This is a genomic window from Anoxybacillus andreesenii (genome assembly GCF_030813005.1).
Classification (GTDB): Bacteria; Bacillota; Bacilli; order Bacillales; family Cytobacillaceae; genus Robertmurraya; species Robertmurraya andreesenii.
This window is the reverse complement of record NZ_JAUSTU010000007.1, coordinates 85,167-106,928: the sequence shown is the minus strand read 5'-3', so window position 1 is coordinate 106,928 and position 21,762 is coordinate 85,167. Positions and strand designations below refer to the sequence as shown.

The 21,762-nt window shown below is 39.9% G+C and carries 26 protein-coding genes and 1 riboswitch; of the genes, 10 read left to right on the top strand and 16 right to left on the bottom strand.

What is annotated here, in order from left to right; translation table 11 throughout:
- The first annotated feature begins 156 nt into the window (after positions 1–156).
- Positions 157–480: a helix-turn-helix domain-containing protein gene (locus J2S07_RS09135; RefSeq protein WP_307150123.1), complete on the top strand. Its 324-nt coding sequence runs from the start codon at positions 157–159 to the stop codon at positions 478–480.
- 62 nt (positions 481–542) lie between these two features.
- Here J2S07_RS09135 and J2S07_RS09130 read toward each other — a convergent pair whose 3' ends face one another.
- The 4 genes from J2S07_RS09130 to motA all read right to left on the bottom strand — a co-directional run bounded on the left by J2S07_RS09130 (position 543) and on the right by motA (position 3,374).
- Positions 543–686 (bottom strand): anti-repressor SinI family protein, encoded by a 144-nt coding sequence (locus J2S07_RS09130; protein WP_307150122.1) that lies wholly within the window; start codon positions 684–686, stop codon positions 543–545.
- Between the two features lie 25 nt (positions 687–711).
- A riboswitch (cyclic di-GMP riboswitch) is annotated at positions 712–798 on the bottom strand.
- A gap of 261 nt (positions 799–1,059) precedes the next feature.
- Positions 1,060–1,245, bottom strand: coding sequence for a hypothetical protein (locus J2S07_RS09125; RefSeq protein ID WP_307150121.1), 186 nt, complete (start codon positions 1,243–1,245; stop codon positions 1,060–1,062).
- Positions 1,246–1,819: 574 nt separating this feature from the next.
- Complete coding sequence (motB, locus tag J2S07_RS09120; protein WP_307150120.1) at positions 1,820–2,584, bottom strand: flagellar motor protein MotB; 765 nt, start codon at positions 2,582–2,584, stop codon at positions 1,820–1,822.
- The gene (gene motA, locus J2S07_RS09115; RefSeq protein ID WP_307150119.1) at positions 2,577–3,374 is read right to left on the bottom strand and encodes a flagellar motor stator protein MotA; all 798 of its coding nucleotides are present in this window, start codon (positions 3,372–3,374) and stop codon (positions 2,577–2,579) included. The genes motB and motA overlap by 8 nt, the downstream gene beginning before the upstream one ends.
- 326 nt (positions 3,375–3,700) lie before the next feature.
- Here motA and J2S07_RS09110 point away from each other — a divergent pair, with 326 nt between their 5' ends.
- The 9 genes from J2S07_RS09110 to J2S07_RS09070 all read left to right on the top strand — a co-directional run bounded on the left by J2S07_RS09110 (position 3,701) and on the right by J2S07_RS09070 (position 11,797).
- Positions 3,701–5,176 carry a methyl-accepting chemotaxis protein gene (locus tag J2S07_RS09110; RefSeq protein ID WP_307150118.1) on the top strand — a complete coding sequence of 492 codons (1,476 nt, stop codon included), beginning with the start codon at positions 3,701–3,703 and terminating at the stop codon, positions 5,174–5,176.
- Positions 5,177–5,283: 107 nt separating this feature from the next.
- Positions 5,284–5,448: a hypothetical protein gene (locus J2S07_RS09105; RefSeq protein WP_307150117.1), complete on the top strand. Its 165-nt coding sequence runs from the start codon at positions 5,284–5,286 to the stop codon at positions 5,446–5,448.
- A gap of 76 nt (positions 5,449–5,524) precedes the next feature.
- Positions 5,525–5,842 carry a YbjQ family protein gene (locus J2S07_RS09100; protein ID WP_307150116.1) on the top strand — a complete coding sequence of 106 codons (318 nt, stop codon included), beginning with the start codon at positions 5,525–5,527 and terminating at the stop codon, positions 5,840–5,842.
- Between the two features lie 141 nt (positions 5,843–5,983).
- The gene (locus J2S07_RS09095; protein WP_307150115.1) at positions 5,984–8,071 is read left to right on the top strand and encodes a DNA topoisomerase III; all 2,088 of its coding nucleotides are present in this window, start codon (positions 5,984–5,986) and stop codon (positions 8,069–8,071) included.
- Positions 8,072–8,193: 122 nt separating this feature from the next.
- On the top strand, positions 8,194–8,913 hold the full coding sequence (locus tag J2S07_RS09090; protein WP_307150114.1) for a YebC/PmpR family DNA-binding transcriptional regulator: 720 nt from the start codon (positions 8,194–8,196) through the stop codon (positions 8,911–8,913).
- A 75-nt stretch (positions 8,914–8,988) separates the two neighbouring features.
- Positions 8,989–10,221: an aminopeptidase gene (locus tag J2S07_RS09085; protein ID WP_307150113.1), complete on the top strand. Its 1,233-nt coding sequence runs from the start codon at positions 8,989–8,991 to the stop codon at positions 10,219–10,221.
- Between the two features lie 69 nt (positions 10,222–10,290).
- Positions 10,291–10,563, top strand: a complete 273-nt coding sequence (locus J2S07_RS09080; protein ID WP_307150112.1) for an acylphosphatase — start codon at positions 10,291–10,293, stop codon at positions 10,561–10,563.
- 106 nt (positions 10,564–10,669) lie between these two features.
- Positions 10,670–11,038, top strand: a complete 369-nt coding sequence (mscL, locus tag J2S07_RS09075) for a large conductance mechanosensitive channel protein MscL (RefSeq protein ID WP_307150111.1) — start codon at positions 10,670–10,672, stop codon at positions 11,036–11,038.
- 120 nt (positions 11,039–11,158) lie between these two features.
- The gene (locus J2S07_RS09070) at positions 11,159–11,797 is read left to right on the top strand and encodes a Bax inhibitor-1/YccA family protein (RefSeq protein ID WP_307150110.1); all 639 of its coding nucleotides are present in this window, start codon (positions 11,159–11,161) and stop codon (positions 11,795–11,797) included.
- 37 nt (positions 11,798–11,834) lie between these two features.
- On the opposite strand, the gene J2S07_RS09065 is transcribed toward J2S07_RS09070, so the two are convergent.
- The 12 genes from J2S07_RS09065 to rraA form a co-directional block, all read right to left on the bottom strand.
- Complete coding sequence (locus tag J2S07_RS09065; protein ID WP_307150172.1) at positions 11,835–12,821, bottom strand: DMT family transporter; 987 nt, start codon at positions 12,819–12,821, stop codon at positions 11,835–11,837.
- 244 nt (positions 12,822–13,065) lie between these two features.
- The gene (locus J2S07_RS09060; RefSeq protein WP_307150109.1) at positions 13,066–13,575 is read right to left on the bottom strand and encodes an acyl-CoA thioesterase; all 510 of its coding nucleotides are present in this window, start codon (positions 13,573–13,575) and stop codon (positions 13,066–13,068) included.
- A gap of 52 nt (positions 13,576–13,627) precedes the next feature.
- On the bottom strand, positions 13,628–14,161 hold the full coding sequence (locus J2S07_RS09055; protein ID WP_307150108.1) for an RNA polymerase sigma factor: 534 nt from the start codon (positions 14,159–14,161) through the stop codon (positions 13,628–13,630).
- 140 nt (positions 14,162–14,301) lie between these two features.
- On the bottom strand, positions 14,302–14,817 hold the full coding sequence (locus J2S07_RS09050) for a DoxX family membrane protein (RefSeq protein WP_307150107.1): 516 nt from the start codon (positions 14,815–14,817) through the stop codon (positions 14,302–14,304).
- Between the two features lie 307 nt (positions 14,818–15,124).
- Entirely contained in the window at positions 15,125–16,456 is a 1,332-nt protein-coding gene (locus tag J2S07_RS09045; protein ID WP_307150106.1) for a polysaccharide biosynthesis protein, read from the bottom strand.
- Between the two features lie 239 nt (positions 16,457–16,695).
- Entirely contained in the window at positions 16,696–17,328 is a 633-nt protein-coding gene (locus J2S07_RS09040) for a response regulator transcription factor (RefSeq protein WP_307150105.1), read from the bottom strand.
- A complete protein-coding gene (locus J2S07_RS09035; protein ID WP_307150104.1) occupies positions 17,321–18,367 on the bottom strand; it encodes a sensor histidine kinase in 1,047 nt (348 codons plus the stop codon). The genes J2S07_RS09040 and J2S07_RS09035 overlap by 8 nt, the downstream gene beginning before the upstream one ends.
- Entirely contained in the window at positions 18,364–19,101 is a 738-nt protein-coding gene (gene liaF / locus J2S07_RS09030; RefSeq protein WP_307150103.1) for a cell wall-active antibiotics response protein LiaF, read from the bottom strand. Before liaF ends, J2S07_RS09035 begins: the two co-directional genes overlap by 4 nt.
- Before the next feature lie 84 nt (positions 19,102–19,185).
- Positions 19,186–19,827 carry a PspA/IM30 family protein gene (locus J2S07_RS09025; RefSeq protein ID WP_307150102.1) on the bottom strand — a complete coding sequence of 214 codons (642 nt, stop codon included), beginning with the start codon at positions 19,825–19,827 and terminating at the stop codon, positions 19,186–19,188.
- Between the two features lie 64 nt (positions 19,828–19,891).
- Positions 19,892–20,236, bottom strand: a complete 345-nt coding sequence (locus J2S07_RS09020) for a lmo0954 family membrane protein (RefSeq protein WP_307150101.1) — start codon at positions 20,234–20,236, stop codon at positions 19,892–19,894.
- A gap of 191 nt (positions 20,237–20,427) precedes the next feature.
- On the bottom strand, positions 20,428–21,042 hold the full coding sequence (safA, locus tag J2S07_RS09015) for a SafA/ExsA family spore coat assembly protein (RefSeq protein WP_307150100.1): 615 nt from the start codon (positions 21,040–21,042) through the stop codon (positions 20,428–20,430).
- 142 nt (positions 21,043–21,184) lie between these two features.
- Positions 21,185–21,667, bottom strand: coding sequence for a ribonuclease E activity regulator RraA (gene rraA / locus J2S07_RS09010; RefSeq protein ID WP_307150099.1), 483 nt, complete (start codon positions 21,665–21,667; stop codon positions 21,185–21,187).
- Positions 21,668–21,762: the final 95 nt, after the last annotated feature.

Below are 21,762 nucleotides of genomic sequence, written 5' to 3'. Positions count from 1 at the left end.
CATACAATCGTCACAATTTTAGAAAAGACCCTTATTAAATAGTTATCAAGTGTGATAAAATATGAAATTGATATTGAACGTCCGTTCTAAATATGGAACTACCCTCTATATTTTGCTATGATAGAACTATAGATACTGATAGGATGTGTGGCTTGGATGATTGGTGATCGCGTTAAGAAACTCCGCTTAGAAAGAAAGATGTCTCTCTCAGAACTCGCTGAGCAAGCAGGTGTAGCTAAATCTTATTTGAGTTCTTTAGAAAGAAATCTACAAAGTAACCCGTCCATACAATTTCTCGAAAAAATTGCGGGTGTACTCCATGTACCAGTAGATTACCTTATCCACGAACACTTGAGTGACGAGGAGCTTGATTCAGAATGGATCAAGATCGTAAAGGAAGCAATGGACTCAGGAGTATCTAAAGAACAGTTCCGGGAGTATCTTGAATTCAACAAATGGAGAATAAACCAAAACAAATAACCTGTTCCCAGTTTGAACAGGTTATTTTTTCTGCTTATATAAAAAATAGTGTTGATCCATTTTTAAGAACTAGCTTGCTTGTATGAATTAGAATTCAAAAATTCTCTTATTTCTTCCTTGCTAATTCCCAACCTCTTTGCCTCCAAGATTAATTTCACCCATTCCGTATCTAACCCCTCTACACATCCCTTTGCTTCAATCACCATAGTTCCCCCTATTTGTCGGATCGATTTCAGCAGTCCAGCCGTCCTAGTTGTGCCCCACCTTAGACCTGAGACTTTGCGCCCCTATTTTTCAATAGGTTTGCCTTTTTGGCGATCTATCGTTTTTTTATGTTATTTTTAGTCTACTTTGCTTTTCTTAATAAAAGTGTTATTATTTGTCATTTGTATGAATATTTTAAATATTCTTTTTTAACAAATTTAGACAAAAAATGACATCACTTTTAAAATAATTTACCTAATATTTTTCTTTACTTTGAAAACAAGAATAAAATATGTCTTTTTAATAAATGTTGTCGAAGAGCTTATATTGTGATTTCCTAGTTTGCAGGACTTAAGTCATTGATATTGTATTTTTTCACTTTTGGTATTTTTTTAGCTTTCGATGGAGAGGTACTGTCTTAATATGTATCCGTTCGAATGTCATCGCATCGAAGAATGGTTGATTGGTCAAATCATTTCCACAAATCGGGCAAATCCATTTTCCTACTTCACTACTACTATATGATGCTCGATGGCATATCTCACAATTTTTCTGATACATTCCCACCCATCCTATTCTAATTTTCCTACAAATTCTTTTAAAAGACCTTTTTGTTCTTTATTAAGAATATACTCCTATTTTAGCATGGGTGTTCAGTAAATCAAGCATTATTTTCGTTTTAAAGAACGTTTTTCTTGTTATTTCGCTCCTTTCTAGCAAATTTCTTAGGTTGATTCATCTTATTATTGTCCTAACAAAAATATGTATGGAAATTTTGAATGGGGTCTCTAGTAGACTAGTACCAGGAAGTTTTTTTGAGGAGTTGCGAAATTTGTCAACAAGTAATTGTGAACATTTTGTGAAAAAACATCTGTCTAAATAGTTGAAAAAGTAATATAATACCTATAACAAAGTTTTATATTATATAAAAGGTGGTAATGAGATGAATTTTTTTCATGTCCTAAATTTCGCTATTCCAATTGTTTCAATGATAGCCCTCGGATATGTAGTCGATCGTATGTGTAAACCTGTACCTATTCAGCAAGAGAAAAATAACAAATAGAAAAATGAAAGCGATTTCAAAAATCCACATAAAAAGGAGAGGTTTTTTCCCTCTCCACTACTTTTCTAAAGTCTATTCAGCTGTGATTGGCAAAATAAGAATTTCTACGCGCCGGTTTTTTGCTTTTCCTTCTGCTGTATCATTGCTTGCAACAGGTTGAAACTCCCCATAACCCTTTGCACTAAATAAAGCTGGGTCTAGCTTATGATTATTATTTAAGATAATTTTCATAAAATTAATGGCCCTCATGACACTAAGCTCCCAATTAGATTCAAATTGCGGGTTCCTAATTGGCACATTATCTGTATGCCCGCTTATAATAATATTTCTCGGTGGATTCATGACAAGAAGCTCCGAAATCTCATTTGCCGTCTTAATATCCTCCTGTCTCACATCCGCACTTCCAGAGGGGAATAAAACATTGTCACGTATGGTTAGCAGGAGTCCTTCATCTGTCAAAGATGTAGAGAGCTTTTCTGTTAGAGCTTTATCCTCAATATATGTATTGACCTTTTTTTGAATATTTTCAAGTTCCAGCTTTTCAATCTTTTCTTTTACCTCTTGACTTTGCTCTACCTTCTCTTTTCCCTTCGCATCATCCAGGTTATTTGCCTCATCTGTAGGCACGGGACTTGGATATTCAAAAATCCCTGTACCACTCGAAAGGGCTTGGTTAAAAGCCTGTGACATCGCATTAAACTTTCTCGCATCAATAGAGCTCATGGAGAACAAAACGATAAATAAAGCTAACAGCAATGTGAGAATATCGGCATAAGGAATAAGCCAGGATTCATCGACATGGTCCTCGTGATGAGCCTTCTTTTTCCGTTTACTCATCCTTCTTCTCACCACCAATTTCATTCAAAAACTTCTTCCTGTCTGATGCCGGTAAGTAGGAAGCCAGCTTCTGTTCAATGATTCTTGGAGCCTCTCCCTCAAGGATTGATAACACCCCTTCAATCATCATATATTTCAGTTTAGCTTCTTTATGTGATTTTCTCTTTAGCTTGTTTGCGAATGGATGCCATAGAACATAACCTGTGAAAATCCCCAGCAATGTTGCGACAAAGGCAGCACTAATGGCATGACCAAGGGCATCAATATCACTCATATCCTTCAAAGCCGCAATCAAACCGACAACCGCCCCAAGAACCCCTAGCGTCGGAGCGTATGTTCCTGCCTGGGTGAAAATCAAGGCACCTGCTTGATGTCTCTCCTCCATAGCCTCGATTTCTTCGGATAATACATCGCGAATATAATCGGCACTTTGCCCATCCACCGCTAGTGATAATCCATTTTTTAAGAATTCATCATCCACTTCATTTGTCTTCGCTTCAAGCGCAAGCAGCCCCTCCTTACGAGCTAACTGCGCCCACTCAGAGAACATTTTTATTAGATCGACAGGGTTCATTAATTGCTTTTCTTTAAATAGGATGCCAAACAATTTAGGAACCTTCTTAATTTCACTGGTTGGAAATGCGATTGTTACCGCACCCATTGTTCCTACGAGGATAATGAGAATCGCAGCCGGGTTCGCAAGAGCAACGAGATCCACCCCTTTTAAAACCATCCCCACGAAGACACCAATAAGCGCCAAAATAACTCCAATTAACGACGTTTTATCCATTTAATACCCACCTATCCCTTACCATGACTAATTACCCATTTTCGCTATATTGATATTGTAAAAAACATATAAATATCCTATTTTTATAGTAACCATTATACCATTTTATTCGACATTATTCGTTATATTTTTAGCAATAGAATAGTAGTTTTTAAGAAAATCATCAGACTGGGTATTAGATAATGTCATCCTTTGTTTTCAGACAACAAATGATTGACCAAGAGTCACTTTTTTTGTCCCAAGGTCATTATTCGTGAATATTCGTTCATTTATATTATCCGTTAAATTATTATATAGATATAAATACAAATTTGGAGATGATTGTTTTGGAATCGATTAAGAATCTCAGAAGAAGGGATATCATAAAGAAAAACAATTTAATGCTATCTACTTTTTCTGTAGCCCTTATCTGTACGACGATTTTCACAGCTTTGAAGTCGGATTCTTGGGGAAAAGTAACTTTGTATGCAAGTGAACTTATCATTTTTGTTGGGCTGTATCTTATTTTCCAGCTCTGGTTAAAAAAAGAGCGTCTATTCCCCTACTTCTCTATCATCATGATTTTTTCCCTTAACTTTTTGAATATCATCCTTTACGGTGGAGGAAGTCAGATTTTTTTGGTCATCCTATTCCTGACGATTATCGCTTCCATTCACTTTGATCAAAGGTTATTCTTGATTGGCTATTGCTTCGGTTTTTTGAATCTCATAATCAACACTCTCTATGCAGCTGAAACAGAAAAGCTGCTAAGGGATATTTTTTCTGCTTCTATTTTGATGTATGTCTTAATGGGAATCGTGTTGTTTGTTTTGATTCGACTTAACCAAAACCAATTCAGGACAATTGAAGGATTCCTAGCTGATTCTGAAGCGGAACAACATAAAAAGGAAGCACATAGTCAGTTTCTTCAAGATGAAATTTCAGTTATAACCGACAGCCTGAATAAAATTAATCAAGAGATTCAGAATCATTTGGTTGCTCAGACTGAAATGAAGGTGGCTGTTTCCGAGATTTCCACCGGCAGTCTAATCCAAACAGAACAAATTAATCAAATTGCCGAAAGTGCTGAGGCGACAAAATCAATGATGGACGAGATGAGCCAAGTTTCCTCTGAGTTATCGAATGATGTAACAGCTGCTACTACCGCTTCTAACAATGGATTAACAAAGGTCGCTGATTTGCATTCAGACATGGAGGAATTATCTGATTCAATTAAGGAATTAAGCTCTATCTTTGCTGATTTAACAAGAAAAATTGAGGAAACCAATGGTTTTATCGTAAATATCCAAAGTATTACCGAACAAACGAATCTGCTGGCCCTTAACGCATCGATCGAAGCAGCAAGGGCCGGGGATGCTGGGAGAGGATTCTCAGTCGTGGCGGAGGAAATCCGCAAGCTTGCCGAATTAACAAGACAAACAGCTGTCCAAATTACCGAAAATTTAACTGAAGTAAATACAGCCAATTCATCCGCTTTTGCACAAATGCATGAAAGCAGTGGTAAATTTAAGAATAGCCTTGTAGCGGTCAGCGAGGTTTCAAACCTTTTCCATGAGGTAGGTGCATCTCTAGATCATCTCCATATAAGCTTCAACGAATTTAGCCATACTGTGAATGATGTAAAGTCTCAAGCTGTCGTTGCAGAAACAGCCACAAAGGAGCTAGCTGCCGTCATTCAGGAAGCCACAGCTGGATTAGAGGAGATGGATGCAACCATCGAAACCCTTAACAGCGACAATCATAAAATTGCCCAATATGTGGCAGAAACCGCAACTGCCGCAGAAAAAATTAAGAATAGCTAATCTACAAGCCAGGGTATGACCTTGGCTTGTTTCTTTCTTGGTTGTACTACTTATCTAAATAGAAGTCTTTTTTTCCGGGTATTCTATGGGAGAAAGGGGTGTAGAAAGTGGCAAGAGGAAAAGAATTCAACCATAAGCGGAAAGGGCATCCAGGAAAATTTCCAGAGGACGCTTTAGTACAGAAAAAATCTCGAGATGCAATCGGGGATGAGGAATTTATCGTCGTCCAAGAAGCCTTCAAGAATCGAGTCGAACAAGAAGACGTGGAATGAAATTTTTCCAATCGTGAAACCTCCTTACCTCCAAAACGTACTAATTAATGACCCAATTTTTGAGGAGGAATAAGTAATGCTAGTAACCACTACTTCAACATTAGAAGGAAAAGTAATTGAACGCTACATAGGGATTGTAACTGGGGAAGCGATTATGGGCGCTAACGTGGTTCGTGACTTTTTAGCAAGTGTGACGGATATTATCGGGGGCCGCAGCAGTGCTTACGAAAATAAGCTTGCTGAAGGAAGAGAAATTGCTATTCGTGAAATGGAAGACAAAGCACGCAGACTCGGGGCTAACGCCGTAGTTGGTGTTGATTTAGATTTCGAAACCTTGAGAGATGGCATGATGATGTGTGTTGCAACTGGTACAGCGGTATATGTAAGAGATTAATTTTTATGGGAGACAGCTTATTTAATATGCTGCCTCCCTTTATTTTTTCCTCTTCATTCTCATGAGAAATAGCATAGTTACCAATCTCAGCAAATTTCCGTTATACTGATATGGAATCTAAATAGAAATCAAGGTGAAATGATGAAATCACTTGTACTTGCTGAGAAGCCTAGTGTTGCTCGTGAAATTGCGCGTGTCCTAGGCTGCAAACAATCGAATAAAAGTTACATTGAAGGAAACCAATACATTGTGACCTGGGCTCTTGGGCATTTAATTGAGTTGAAGATGCCCGAGCATTATGATAAGAAATATCAGAACTGGAACCTAGAAGACCTCCCAATTATTCCGGATCAAATGGGTACAAAGGTCATGAAGCAAACAAGCCAGCAGTTTAAGGCGATTGAGCAGCTTTCAAAACGGAAGGATATCAAGGACTGTATTATCGCAACCGATGCTGGCCGTGAAGGAGAGCTCGTCGCCCGTTGGATTTTGGAAAAGCTGCATTGGAAGAAACCCATTAAGCGACTCTGGATCTCCTCTCACACGGATAGGTCTATTAAGGAAGGCTTTCAAAAGCTTAGACCTGGCAAGGAGTTCGAGGCCTTATATCAATCGGCTGTCTGCCGTGCAGAAGCGGATTGGCTCATTGGTCTAAACGTCACAAGGGCTCTTACAACCAAATATCAGGATCCGCTATCAGCAGGGCGTGTTCAAACTCCAACCCTTGCTCTTATTTTGGAAAGAGAAAAAGGAATACAGAGCTTTATACCAAAGGAATACTGGACAATTGACGCCCAAATCGGACCTCTAAAGACAAGCTGGGAGAAAAACGGTGAAAAGAGAATTTTTTCTTCCGATAGTGCGCAAAAAATTGTAGAAAAGATAAAGGAAGGAAAAGGCAAGGTCGTCTCGATTCAACGCAAAAAAAAGACGGAACAGCATCCCCTTCCTTACGATCTAACAGAGCTGCAAAGAGATGCGAATCATCGTTATGGATTTTCTGCTAAGAAGACGCTTAACGTTCTCCAGAAATTATATGAGCAGTATAAGCTTGTCACCTATCCGAGAACGGACTCTCGTTATTTAACAACGGATATGGAAGCGACGATGCTTGACCGTTTACATGGCCTTGCGTCAAGCTACAAAGATGAGGTTAAGCCACTCATTGCAAAAAAGGGTAAAGTAGTCGCTAAAAAGATCTTCAACAATGAAAAAGTAACCGATCATCATGCGATCATTCCAACGGAGGAGCGTGCACATATTAGTGATTTGTCTCCAGATGAAAGAAAATTATATGACCTCATTGTTCGCAGATTCTTGATGCTTTTTCACCAGGCCTACGAGTATGAAGGCATTAAAGCTATCATAGATGTCGATGGAGAAACTTTTACTGCACATGAAACAGCTGTCATCCAATTAGGATTCAGAGCCCTAACTAATAAAGAAGAGTCATCTACAACACAAAGTCTCTCAAAAATTGCTGAAGGCCAAACCTATACGGTTCAAAATGTGCAGCTCGAGTCAAGGCTAACAGAGCCACCAGCAAGATATTCCGAAGCGGACGTTTTAACACAAATGGAAAAATACGGGCTTGGCACCCCCGCAACAAGGGCAGAAATTATTGAACGTCTCTTGCAGACAGAGGTTGTCGAGCGAAACAACGGACGTTTTCATACGACGGCAAAGGGTCGGCAGCTGATTGAGCTTGTCAACGATGAATTGAAATCCCCTGAGCTGACAGCACGCTGGGAACAGGAGCTTGAAAAGATATCCCGTGGAAAGAGTGATCCAAAAGTATTCCGGAATAACATCCGTCAGCAAACGAAGCAATTAATAGCAGAGATTAAGATGAGCAACCAGAAATATCGAGCTCACAACCTTACCGGCTCAAAATGTCCTGAATGTGGCTCTTTCTTAAAGGAAAGAAACACGAAGGAAGGAAAAATCCTTGTTTGCTCCAGTCTTGAGTGTCATTATCGAAAAAGAAAAGACCCGAAGCTTTCCAACCGCCGCTGCCCAACCTGCCACAAGAAGATGGAAATGCACGAAGGGAAAGCAGGACTTTATTTTCAATGCCGCCGCTGCAATATTGTTGAAAAAGCAGAAGACAAGAAAAAGTCTGTTTCCAAAAAAGAAGAAAGAAAGCTTGTGCAAAAATACTCACAGAAGGACGATTTCGGAACAAGTCTCGGGGATTTACTAAAAGCAGCAATCGAGAAAAAGGATTAGATAATATTTCTAATACCTTTTTTCGCATTGTTTTTGTTATAATATTCGATGGAAAAAAATCATTAGAATCTTTTTTCTAAAAAATTGATTTATCTACCCTAGCTGAAAGCGAGTGTTCAAAAATGGGCCGTAAATGGAACAATATTAAGGATAAGAAGGCGGCAAAGGACGCCAATACAAGTCGAATCTACGCAAAATTTGGTCGTGAAATCTATGTTGCTGCAAGAAGAGGCGAGCCTGATCCAGAAGCAAACCAAGCGTTAAAATTTGTTCTTGAACGGGCAAAGACATATAATGTCCCTCGACATATCATTGACCGTGCCATCGAAAAGGCAAAGGGCGGTTCGGATGAGAGCTTTGATGAGCTTCGTTATGAAGGCTTTGGCCCGAATGGATCGATGGTCATTGTCGATGCCTTGACCAACAACGTTAACCGCACTGCATCTGAAGTTCGTGCAGCATTCGGCAAGAACGGCGGGAATATGGGAGTTAGTGGCTCTGTTGCCTATATGTTCGATAAGACCGCAGTCATCGGTGTTGAGGGTAAGAGCGCTGACGACGTGCTTGAGCTCTTAATGGAGGCAGATGTCGATGTCCGTGATATTATTGAAGAAGACGATTCCGTCATCGTATACGCTGAACCTGAAGCATTTCATGCTGTTCAGGAAGCCTTCAAGAATGCTGGTGTGACCGAATTCTCAGTTGCCGAGCTTACGATGCTTCCACAAAATGAAGTGACACTTCCTGAGGATGCACAGGCTCAATTCGAAAAAATGATCGATGCCCTCGAGGATTTAGAAGACGTCCAACAAGTCTACCACAACGTCGACCTCGGAGAATAATCGGTACCAGGTACCTTTTTTTTTTTGAGATTAAAAGCTACAATATGAATAATACATAGCAAAGGAGATTTCCCTATGACAGAGTTTCAACAGAACCTTGAGAAATACGCTGAGCTCGCAGTTAAAGTTGGGGTCAATGTTCAGAAGGATCAAACACTCGTTATTAATACTTCTCTTGACTCCGCTGAGTTTGTTCGACTGGTGGTTAAGAAGGCCTATGAAGCGGGTGCATATAATGTTGTTGTGAACTGGAGCGATGATATAGTATCAAGAACCAAGTATGAGCTGGCACCTGATGAAGCATTCCACGAGTATCCTGAATGGAGAGCGAAAGAGACTGAAGCGCTGGCTGAGAATGGTGCGGCCTTCATGTCCATTGTCTCTTCAAGCCCTGATTTACTAAAAGGAATCAATCCTGAGCGCATTGCCAACTTCCAAAAGGCAGCCGGAAAAGCCCTCAAGACCTATCGTCGATATATCCAGTCTGATAAAGTGAGTTGGACCGTAATCGCTGCACCATCACAAAGCTGGGCGGCAAAGGTCTTCCCAAATGAATCAGCGGAAACTGCTACCAAGAAGCTTTGGGATGCGATCTTCAAGGCAACCCGTTCAGATTTAGACAATCCGGTTGAAGCATGGAAAAAGCATGATGAAACTCTTCATGAAAAAGTGAACTATCTTAATGAAAAACGCTACAAAAAGCTTCATTATAAAGCACCTGGAACGGACCTAACGGTTGAACTTCCTGATAAGCATGTGTGGGTTGGAGCTGGTAGCGTGAATGAAAAAGGTCATGAATTTATGGCCAACATGCCTACTGAAGAAGTGTTTACCGTTCCACATAAAACTGGAGTAAACGGTACCGTTTCTAGCACAAAGCCTTTAAGCTATGGTGGAAACCTTATTGATAATTTTACAATCACCTTCGAAAATGGTCGCATTGTGGACGTAAAAGCTGAAGAAGGCGAAGAAATCCTGAAGCGTCTTGTGGAAACAGATGAAGGTTCCCATTATCTTGGAGAGGTTGCACTAGTGCCACATAATTCTCCGATATCACAGTCTAATATTCTTTTCTACAATACACTTTTTGACGAAAATGCTTCAAACCACTTTGCCATCGGTAGTGCCTATGCATTCTGCATTGAAGGTGGTAAGCAAATGACAAGCGAAGAGTTGGCTGAGAATGGACTTAATGAAAGTATTACCCATGTGGACTTCATGGTTGGCTCCGCTGAAATGGATATTGATGGAATAACAGAGGACGGCACGGCAGAACCTATCTTCCGCAAGGGTGACTGGGCTTTCTAAGTGAAATGATTCGGCCCGAGCAACGTCACAACCGTTGCGTTTACAGCCTTAAAAAAGAGGTGAATTAGGTTGGTTCGTTTGCATATAACCGTAGGTGGCAATGTTCAAGGGGTTGGATTTAGATATTTTACCCAAATGAAAGCTGTACAGTATGACATCACAGGATGGGTAAAAAATTCAGCAGAGGGATCAGTAGAAATTGTTGCGGTTGGAGATAAGGATAACCTTGACCAATTCATGAATGATCTTCGATTAGGAACTCCTTTTTCCAAGGTAACAGATTTAAAAGTCGAGGAACAAGCTGATACCGAGCCCTTTCATTCTTTTAAGATCAGATATTAAGCAGGAACCTCATCGGTTCCTGCTTTCTTCTTTTATTTTACAAATTTTCTAAAATAATTTATATTAGTACATCAAGTATTACCAAAATCAAAGGAGGTTTTCTAATTTGTTGAATGAATTTAAGAAATTCGCACTCAAAGGGAATGTATTAGACTTAGCCGTTGGGGTGATTATCGGAGCTGCCTTTGGAAAAATAGTCTCCTCCCTCGTGGATGATATCATTATGCCTCTTATCGGCCTATTGGTCGGTGGAGTTGATTTCAGTAAGCTCTCTTTTCCAGTTGGTGCTGCAACAGTAAAATATGGCTCCTTTATTCAAACCGTTGTCGATTTTCTCATTATTGCATTCTCCATCTTTCTCTTTGTTCGATTTTTTAATCGATTTAAACGAAAGGAAGAAGAAAAGAAGGAAGAAACCAAGGCTGATCCGAAGGAAGAGTTACTAAGGGAAATTCGTGATCTGTTAAAAAAATAAGGCTCTTTTCTTAAACTGTGTTACTTTTGAACCAATTAAACAATCGAATGAAACCTCAAGACCCTTCATACGTATAAGTATCATACCAATAAATCATTCTAATTCAGAGGTGAAAGATATATGTATGCCTACACATCCACTAATCAGCATTTGCCCTCTGTCCTGAGAACCTTTGCCATTTCCTTAGGGATAGCGTTCGCAGGGACAATGGCGGGAGTTTTTGTTCCACCGGCTCTTTTTCTTCCGCTCATCATTCTAGAATTTGTCATGTTAATCGGTGCATTCTTGCTTCGCCGTAAGAAGTCTATTTCCTATACCTTCTTGTTTGTTTTTACCTTTATTTCAGGCGTCACTACGTATCCGATCATCTCGTACTATCTAGCAACCATTGGAGCGAACACGGTAATAACCGCTTTAGGAACAACAACTGCCGTTTTTGCTGGCATTGCCATCTACGCATCCACGACAAAACGTGATTTCTCCTTCCTTGGTGGAATGCTAATGGCTGCATTGATTGCATTAATTGCCATATCCATCTTTAATATTTTTTGGCCATTAAGCTCTACAGGGATGCTGGCATTCTCCTTTATCGGCGTATTGGTCTTTAGCGGCTATGTTCTATTTGATTTCAACCGGATGAAGCATTATGGAGTTACCGCAGAAGAAGTACCGCTCATGGCACTTAACTTATATTTAGATTTTATCAACCTATTTATTAGCATCCTGCGTATTTTTGGAATACTTGGGAGTAGAGATTAAGCCCATATGCAAAAAGAACGACCGCGGTCGTTCTTTTTTATATTCTCGCCTTCTTTGGTTGTAAATTCACATTTGAATTTGCCTTTACCCCCACATGTGAAAGATAGCTATGAAGAATCATCCCAATAATAACAAGCACAATTCCTAGCCAGGAAAGTGGAGATGGAAAGGCCAGCGAAAGGAAGATGATTTCTCCCATTAACGCAAAAAGCACTTCTATAGACTGTGTTGCTTCAACGGAAGCTAGTCTTTGCATATTGTCCTTCACCATATCGGTTGCTTTAAAAAACAAGGCGGTTGCAATCACTCCCGAACTAATGGCGACGATCAGGGATTGAAATGTTTGGCTAGCACTTGGCATCCCCACCTCAATCACCCCGTATACCGACAAAACCAGCCATAACGGCATGCTTGCTAACGTCATACCGAGTACCCGCTGAAACACGTCTAACCGTCCATTTGCGATCACCATCATTTTTCGATTACCTAAAGGATACGCAAACGAAGCAATGACAACAGGGATGATCCCTAACCAAAAATCCCTTGTCGTTAGGCTTTCCGCCTGTTCAAGCTGCATGCATCCAATACCGAGCAAAATGATCAACGAAAACAATAAACCCTTCAGTGGAATTTTACCCCGAATTTTGATTGAGCCTTCTTTTGTGTGAATCGTTTCATAAAACAGTGGTGCTAAAAGGGAGCCGGCAATGATTGTGAATTGCCATGTACCTGCCACAAGCCAGCCTGGTGAAAACACAGTTGCAAAACAAAGCGGTGCATAAAATAGCCCAAATCCAACTGTACTCCATAACACCCATTCCCAAGGCTTCTCCTTCATCAATTCAAGGAGCGGCTTTAGATTATTTCGCCTGATGACGATCACCAACAAAAAGGGCACCATAAAAATAAACCTGAGCGAAGCACTCCAGATCCAGCTGCCGCCTGATAACTCCATCCCTCTGTTTAAAACAAAGGTTGTTGCAAAAAATAACGCTGCAAGTAGACCAAGTATGATTGGACGCAAGACCCCACTCCTCTCGATGTTATACAAAGCCATTCAAAAACCACCATCCGTACGAAAACACCCTAATACAAAAACAATACTATCATTATAACAATATATTTAATTTTCAGACTACAAATTTCTCAAAAATTCTTTGACCCAACATTTCTCCAATTGCATATCATTTCCGAGGAAATAACCTCTTTTCTCTTAAAATCAGACAAAAAAAACTGCCTCATTAGAGAGGTCAGTGTCAAAAAAATCTTTACCATGGTAGACTAGTACCAAACTTTTTCGCAAAAGATTCTGTTTCGGCTCTTCTCTTCTTTCTACTTTCTGCACGTTCCTTTGCGGAGAGATATAACTCCTTCTCTACATCTGTTTGTGGAATCACCTTTGGCACTTCAGATGGTTTTCCATCCTGATCAATGGCCACCATCGTTAAAAAAGATAATGCACAGACATTTCTTTCCCCAGTTAAAAGATCCTCTGCAATCACGCGCACAAATATCTCCATCGAGGTTCTTCCTGTATAGGTAACAAAGGACTCTAAACAAACGGAATGACCACTAAAAATAGGGTGCAGAAAATCAACCGAATCTGTCGAAGCCGTTACGACATTTTTACGAGCATGTCTCATGGCAGATATGGCAGCCACATCATCAATATATTCCATCAACTTCCCGCCAAATAAAGTTCCATAATTATTCGTATTCGGCGGTAATACAATGCTCGTTTTGACAACGAATGAATCCTTGCAATATTTTTCCTTCATATGTATACTCCTTTCCTTCAATCACTCCCTTATTATATGTCAAATTTCCCAATTATAGTGCGACAAGCTCTTCAGCTCTCTCCTTTAACTGAACTTTAGCCCTTCTCATTCTTGTTTTAACTGTCGAAATCGGGATCTTCTTCGTCTCACTAATTTCTCCCAATGTTTGGTCTTTATAATAAAATAGGAGCAATGGCTCTCGATAAATATCTGGTAGCTCATTAATCGTTTCGATCATTTCCTCCTCAGAACATTTGTTAATAACAGCTTCCTCAGGAAGTGGGATTGACGAACTTGACTCGTAAAAATAAACCTTTTCCTCCCAAAATTTCTGTACGGTTTTTTGTTTTCGCCAATAATCCTTACATTTATTGATGGCAATCTTATAAATCCAACTTTTTAGATTGGACCGATTTTCAAAGGTTGGTAAGGCAAGATAGGAAGAAATCAATACCTCCTGATATAAATCCTCTGAGAGCTGCTTATGCTGAACTAGTTTATAAATATAGTTTAATAGCGATTGTCCATTCTCCTGTACCCATTCTTCAAATATGTTTTCTAATTGATTTTCGATTTGTTTTGTCAATGTTTTTTCCTCCTCAAAGCACAAAAACACTCTTCACCCTAATAGACGCTTATGCGAAGGAATAACCCTACAGTTTTCTCTAAAGAAATTGAAAAAGCAGTGGGATTAAACCCACTGCCTTCCTCTCTACCAATCATTATTTATGCGGATATCGAATGGCCTGCTTCGCTTTTTCCTTTGCTCACTAGCTTGCGAAGGTATGGCAATACGAAACGATCTAAACCAAATTTACCTGCGTTATAACCTGCTGCCGCAATGAAGACTCCCATAATCACATCAGTTGGGTTATGAGATACTGTACCTGACAGCATAAATGCAAAGTTCATGACTAAGGCGAAGAATGCAGCTGCTGTTGTGAAACATCCAAGAATAAGACCAAGACCGACTAATAGCTCTCCCCAAGCTACAAGGAAATTGAATAATCCTGCATTAGGAATCGCAAAGCTTTCAAGGAAGGAGACCCAACCGCTATAGACCATATTTCCATCAGGTCCCATAACCGGATTTGCAATTGCTCCCTTTAAGAACCCACTTGCATCAAAGCCGCCGGTAATTTTCCCCCAGCCTGCTGACATCCATGCCCAGCCCAAATATATTCTTACAATGGTTAAAATACCAGCAACAATATTATTTTCTCTTAATAATTTTCCAAACATCATAATCTCCCCTTTTCTTAATAATAGAAATATTATTTCTTCTTACAATTAAAGATTATCATTTTCAGTTGACAATAACATTATTTTGTGACTTTTGTCACATTTTAGAAACAATGATTTGACAAATATTTGAATTCTATTATTTTCTAGAAGGGTCTCACATGTTATAGAACAGAAAAAACCCTTACTTTGAAGGGTTTCTAATAAGAGGCTATTTTTTTAATTTTGACTGTTTTGTGAATGGGAGTGACTTTTTTCAGTAGTTTTAACTATTTCCAGGTTTGAAATTATTTTACAAAAAAATTAATCACATAGATGGGTTTGCCACTCTTTTTAGAGAATAATAGGATACTCCAATTTTCTTACAAATGGTTAAGTAATGCATCAGGGTAAGAAGAACGGTACCTGTATTCATTCCGATGATCACTCCATCCATACCGAAACTTTGCATCGAGCCAAGAAAATAAATCAGAGCAAAGGAAACAATTGTCGACCACACATTATGAATGAAGGCATCCTTCAATAGACCAAGCCCAATTAAATAAGCCTGGAAAGGAATCACAAAGAAATGGAGAAGGAAGTAGGGAATTAATACTTGTAAATAAAGGGCCGCGGTCTCGGAGGTTAAAAACAGATTTGTTAATGGCTCGGCAAAAAAATAGAATACGAGGACAACGGGCATACCGTATAAGAAGGTAACTCCAATTACCTGTCTTAATAAATGCTGCAGCCTATCCAGATCCCTTTGGGCATAGGCTTTTGACACAGTTGGAATCAGAACAATTAATAAGGAATGAGCAATAAAGGCTGGAAAGAAGCCGATGGTCATCGCCACACCTGCCATGAGGCCAAATTGTTCGGTTGCTAGGCTTGCAGTCATTCCGGATTGTAGAAGGGCCGCTTTAATTAAAAAGGGCTGGATCGCATGGGTTAACGAATGAAAGACTCTTATGCTTGTTGTAGGAACAGAAACCGCGATCAAATTCTTCCGTACAGCTTTGCCGCTAATATATTCTGAGGAACGAGGCCTCATTTGTTGATACTGAAGGTAAAACATATGAAGCAAATATAAGAAAATGACAAACTCGCTTCCTACAAAAGTAAAAAAAGCGATCAAAATAGCCGATTCCATATCAAATTCAAACAGCTGAAACAAGAACACAAGCAGGCCGAGCTGGACAAATTTCCGCATGAAATTCGCCAATGCAATCTTGCCCATCTGCTGCTTTCCCATAAAGAACCCTCTTGCGATGGACGTAAAGGAAACAAGCGGAATAAGGACGACTATCAGCCATTTAAAAAGTGGATGATATTCCTTAAACATCGTTAAGAACGGCATGAGCAGGATAAATAGAATGAGAAAGACGGCAGTAATGACCACTGTCATATGGATGGCATACTTGAGCATATAGCGATGGTATTTCTCATCCTTTTCCGCAATAAACTTCGAAATTGAGATCGGCAGCTCAAAACTAGCCAAGAGAACAATGAGGAAAACTGTCGGCAGAATCGACATATATAGACCTAATCCTCTTTCACCAAGCTCTTTCGCTAAGACCATATTCATCACAAATTCCACACATTCTCCCAAAAAGGAAGCAACAATTAACAACAATGACCCTCTTACAAATGTACTCATGCTGCATCTCCTAACTTCATAACATCTACTCTCTAAATATATGAGACAAGTTGGGAGATTATTTAAGAAGTTTTGTTCAAAAACGTGTAAATGCTTGTTCAATCACCGTGCTGATTTTCGCCATATACGTGTGTGTGAACGGGTTTTATTCGGTACGAATAACTTAGTGAACACACACGTATATGGCGGTATAGAAGGTAACAAAAAAAGCCTACTGACGATGTCAATAAGCTTATCCTTTATTCTACCAATGAATGCTTGAACGCATAGATGACTGCTTGCGTTCGGTCCTGTACTTGAAGCTTACTCAGAATATTGCTGACATGAGTTTTTACCGTCTTTAAAGCAATAAAGAGTTCATCTGCAATTTCCTGATTGCTTTTTCCTTCCGCCATTAATAAAAGAATCTCCATCTCGCGGGAAGTAAGCTCCTCATGGGGAAGGGCATTGTTTCTTTGGCGCATCCTCGTCATCATTTTCCCCGTTACTTCTGGCTCAAGAACAGACTGCCCTTGATATGTAGACCGAACGGCATCGGCAATTTCACTCGCCTTCGAGGTTTTGAGCATATAGCTCGTCGCTCCTGCCTCTAGAGCAGGATAGACCTTTTCATCATCGAGAAAGCTTGTGACGATAATAATTTTGGCTTCCGGCCATTCGGCAATGATGTTTCTTGTCGCCTCAATTCCATCCATTTCGTTCATAACCAGATCCATTAGGATAATATCAGGACGGAGCTTTAAAGCAAGCTCAATTGCTGTTTTCCCGTTATCAGCCTCACCAACCACCTCAATATCGGGCTGAGCAGAAAGATAGGACGAAACCCCAATACGCACCATTTCATGATCATCGACAAATAATACTCTAATCATTGACCTCACCTTTTTTCTCCATAATTGGAACCTTAACCTCAAGACGAGTTCCCTTATTTTTGACGCTAACGATTTTTAACGTGCCGCCAATTTCCACTGCACGTTCGTACATATTCTGCATGCCATAAGAGCCTGCCTTCGACTCTTCTTGGTCAAAGCCGACCCCATCATCGACCACTCGCAAAATAATGAAATCGTCTCTCTGTATGAGCAGAACCTCCAGCTCATTCGCCTTAGAATGTCTTAACGTATTCGAGACGGACTCTTGCAAAATTCGAAATAGATGGTCCTCTACCCCTTTATCGAGAGGAAAATCTTCCACCTTCCAATTGATGTTCATCGTTACTTTCTGTGATAATTCGATTAAGAGCTCTTCAATTCCTTCCTGAAGCGACTTTCCTTTTAATGCAACAGGACGCAAATGAAGAAGAAGGGCTCTCATTTCAAGCTGGGACTGATGAATCATCGCCTCGACCATTTGCAGCTGTTTCGCCTCTCGCTCGTTGGAAGGTTGATTCGTTTCATTAATGGCAGACATGAGCATGGATGCCGCAAATAACTGCTGGCTTACCGAATCATGAAGCTCTCGAGCAAGGCGATTTCGCTCCTGAGAGATAATTTCCTGAATGCGGTTTTCCTGATCCTCTGCTTTTTCATTCGCTAGCTTTTGTGACAGCTTTGCCTGCTCAGCAATTTGTCTTTGAATTTTCTTGCCTCGTCCAAAAATCTCTTCCATGTCGTCAAACATTCCTTCTTCCTTTACGTCAATCGTTCTTCCCTCTTCAATTTCGTGAAGCATTTGATTGATGGATTGGAATTGTTTTTTCCAATAGAAGCCCGAAACGACGCCAAACAAAAGTCCGATGGCAAGGCTAATACTTGGCACAAATAGAATAAAGGGGATATCCATTAGCTCTCGTTCCCAAAGTTCACTGAAGCTCGAAATTGGAAAAGAAAGAGTAAACGATATCGTGATCATTACAAAAACAATAAAGGCTACTAGTAGCCCCCAGCCAATCTGCCTTTGAAGAATATTCATGAGCGCTTCACCTCTAAATCGCCAGCAAAGAACGAGGTGAAGATTTTGACCTTCTGCTCCGCCTTCTCATACCCTTCCGTTTGATACTGAACGGATTGGTTAAACATTTTATCCCCTTCAAAATGAAAGACGTTTGCGGTACCCACGATAGAGGAATGATTGATGCTCACCTCTATATCATACGGAACGAGAACCTGAAGATTGCCGACAAAGCTACGGATAAAAATGACGGTTTCCCCTTTTGGAAGAACCGTATAGCTCAAATCTACCGTTGTATCCCCAATCAATGTTTGGATATTAATATCATTCCATTCGTAGACCTGTTCAGGTGTCTTCCGATCTTTAAAAAGCGTGTTTTCAAAAATTGGCTTTTTTTCGAGTAATACCTCTGCTTGTTTTTTCTCTAAATCCTCTGTCTTTATAATCGGTTGGATGACTTCGGGCTTCTTTTTCGATTTGGCATATTCCATAATGAGAAAAACTAATATCGCTAAGAGCAGGAACTTAAATGTCATCATATTAAAGATACTTAGTGTGAAAAAGATGATTCCAAACCAGAAAAATAATTTTCCCGTTGAGCTAGGCATCCATTTTCGTCCCATGTATATCATGCCAATTGCAACTAGGAGGGAAAAGATGACGCCGCGATTAAAGAAAGAAATCTCTAGTAATAAAACGACTAGGCCTAGTAAAATTGCCCAGCTGACATATTCGCTTTTTATCTTTAACTGCATATTTGCTCCTCCCCTCCTATGAGAAATAACTTTGTTAGCTTCAAAGAGCGTAGAAACTCTACGCCCTTTTTTAGAATATCATGTTTATACCAGTTTTTCTTCTTTTTTCATATCTTTTTCAAGCTGTGTGATTCTTGCATCAATCGTGCTGCGCTGATAGGAAGAATTCACTTCATTTTCGAGGCGATTCAAGTAGGATTCAATCTCCGCAAAACGAGAGTAAGACTTCTCTGAATATAGGTCGTTATCAATGACCTGGTTAATGCGGTGATTGGCTCTTGAAACATTCTCACGACCCATTAATTCCATGCGACGAATTTGCATATCCTTTAACCTATGCTTCATTTCTTCATATTTTCTCTCAAGGTCCTGTAATTCTTTGTCCGCTTCATGAAGCGATTGCTTAAGTCTAGCTGCACGCTCTTCATAATAGATGGCCTCTTGCATAGCAAATTGCTGTAATTCGCTTTCTCCTGCTTTGGCGGCAACATCCGCTTGATATTTGCGTTTATCCACAAGCTCAGCCGCTTGCCCATACTCACGAGCGAATTCTTCCTTTAAGCGATATTGTCGTGTAATTAATTTCTGCACCTTCTCTGTTTCCTGTTCGCACTGACGAAGATATTGATTTAGTAAGGAGATAGGATTTCTTTTCTCCTTTTGATCCAATGCCTCATTGATGTCTGCAACGACGATATTTTTAATACGGGTGAATAAGTTGGTCATATTAACCTCTCCTCATTTGATAGTTTTTTGTGACAATGAATGTTTCTGTGAACCTTTGTACTGATTAGTAATTCTTAAGCTCTGACCATTGCTTTTCAAAGTTTTGGAATGGGTCGTCACTTTCGACGGCCATCTCCTTTGTACCATTCCATTTTTTATAAACGACAAAGAGAATGTATGCTGCGACGATGCCGATAATGGCCGGTACATTGGAGGCCGCTGCCATGAGTAAGAAAAAGCCCAAGATAGCGAGTCCAATCTTTAGTCCAAGGGAATCTGTTTTTAGGAACTGTTTAAAGACGTAATACAGGATGGCTAAGCTCACGGCAAGCCCTACCAATGGTCCAAGATTTGCAATCAACACGAATGCAGCAATGCCTCCTAATAAAAGCAACCCGAATTTTTTCATTTGTTGTTGCCTCCTTTCTTGATTTCATCTTACCTAGATTTCATGCTTTTCATAACGAGCCTGAGCTTTATTTTTCGATCGGTCTTGAGTCTTAGAAAGGGATAGGTCTGGGACTTACTCGCCATTTTCCCCATAAAAAAACGCCGGAATATCCCGGCATTTTAGGCTTTATTGCACAATATATTACTGCATTATTTTTGAATGAACATCTGCGTCCAGTAATATCTTTGGGAGCCACCTGCCGCATATCCTACCCCAATTTCTGTGTAGGATGAATTCAAAATATTAGCCCGGTGACCAGGACTATTCATCCAAGCTTGAACCACCTGCTGAGGTGTCGTTTGCCCAGCTGCAATATTTTCACCTGCACTTCGATACGCCAGTCCAAAGCTCTTAATCATGGTAAAAGGAGAGCCATAGGTTGGACTGTCATGGGAGAAATAATTCTTGTCCCTCATGTCAGCGGATTTGTAGCGGGCAATTCTTGATAGTTCCCAATTGGCTTTTAATGGCTTCAAACCGTACTTTGCCCGTTCCTGATTCGTTAGCTGGATGACTTGATTTTCAACATTCTTTGTTCCACTATAGTTTGGAATGGTGATCTTTTGCCCTGGATAGATCAAGCGTGGATTCTTAATCTGTGGGTTAGCTGCAATAATTTCTGACAAGCCAACCTGATACCAAACAGAGATCTTCCACATTGTATCCCCACGGCTAACAGTATGTACCTGCTGAGCGTGAGATATGGTTGGTACCAGCGCAAGAGATAATAGTAATGAAATGCTAATTAGTAGTTTTTTGAGCATTTTTCACTCCTCCTCGAAGATAGAATTCATCATAGAGTGAAAAATAAATCATGGATGATATTGCCAGTTTTATGAATGAAATTTTCTTGAACCTTTACTTAAAAAAGACTAGTTCAATCTAACTGAACTAGCCCCATTATTTCTAATCTAATAGCTTTTTTTCCGAGATAATTACCCCGTCTTCGTCCGCATATACATAATGTCCTGGTTTCCAGTCCATCGACAAGAAGCTTAACGGAATATTCGTTTCACCTTTTCCTTCCTTTTTACTTTTTAGAGGATGGGTGCCCAAGGCAAGAATTCCTACATCCAGCCCAGCGAGTTCTGCAGAATCACGTACACATCCATTGATGATCACTCCTGCTAATCCTCTCGTTTGAGCAATTTCCCCGAGCCTGTCACCCAAAAGTGCACAGCGCTGGGAAGCACCTCCATCGACAACAAGGACACTTCCTGCCGGAATCGTTTCTAGGGCACTCCTTACTAAAACATTGTCCTCAAATACCTTTACGGTCACGATTGGTCCTGAAAATTTTTTTCTCTTGCCAAAGGACCTTAGAGAAGAGCCCAAGACCTGAATCTCATTTGAATAATCATCACATAAATCTGCTGTTTTGAAATCCATTATGCTTCCCCCTTACTTTCAATCTTCTTATTATTTCTTTATAGACCTCATAAAATCCTCTTCTTTATCTGTCACGCTATGCATATGGTGTTATA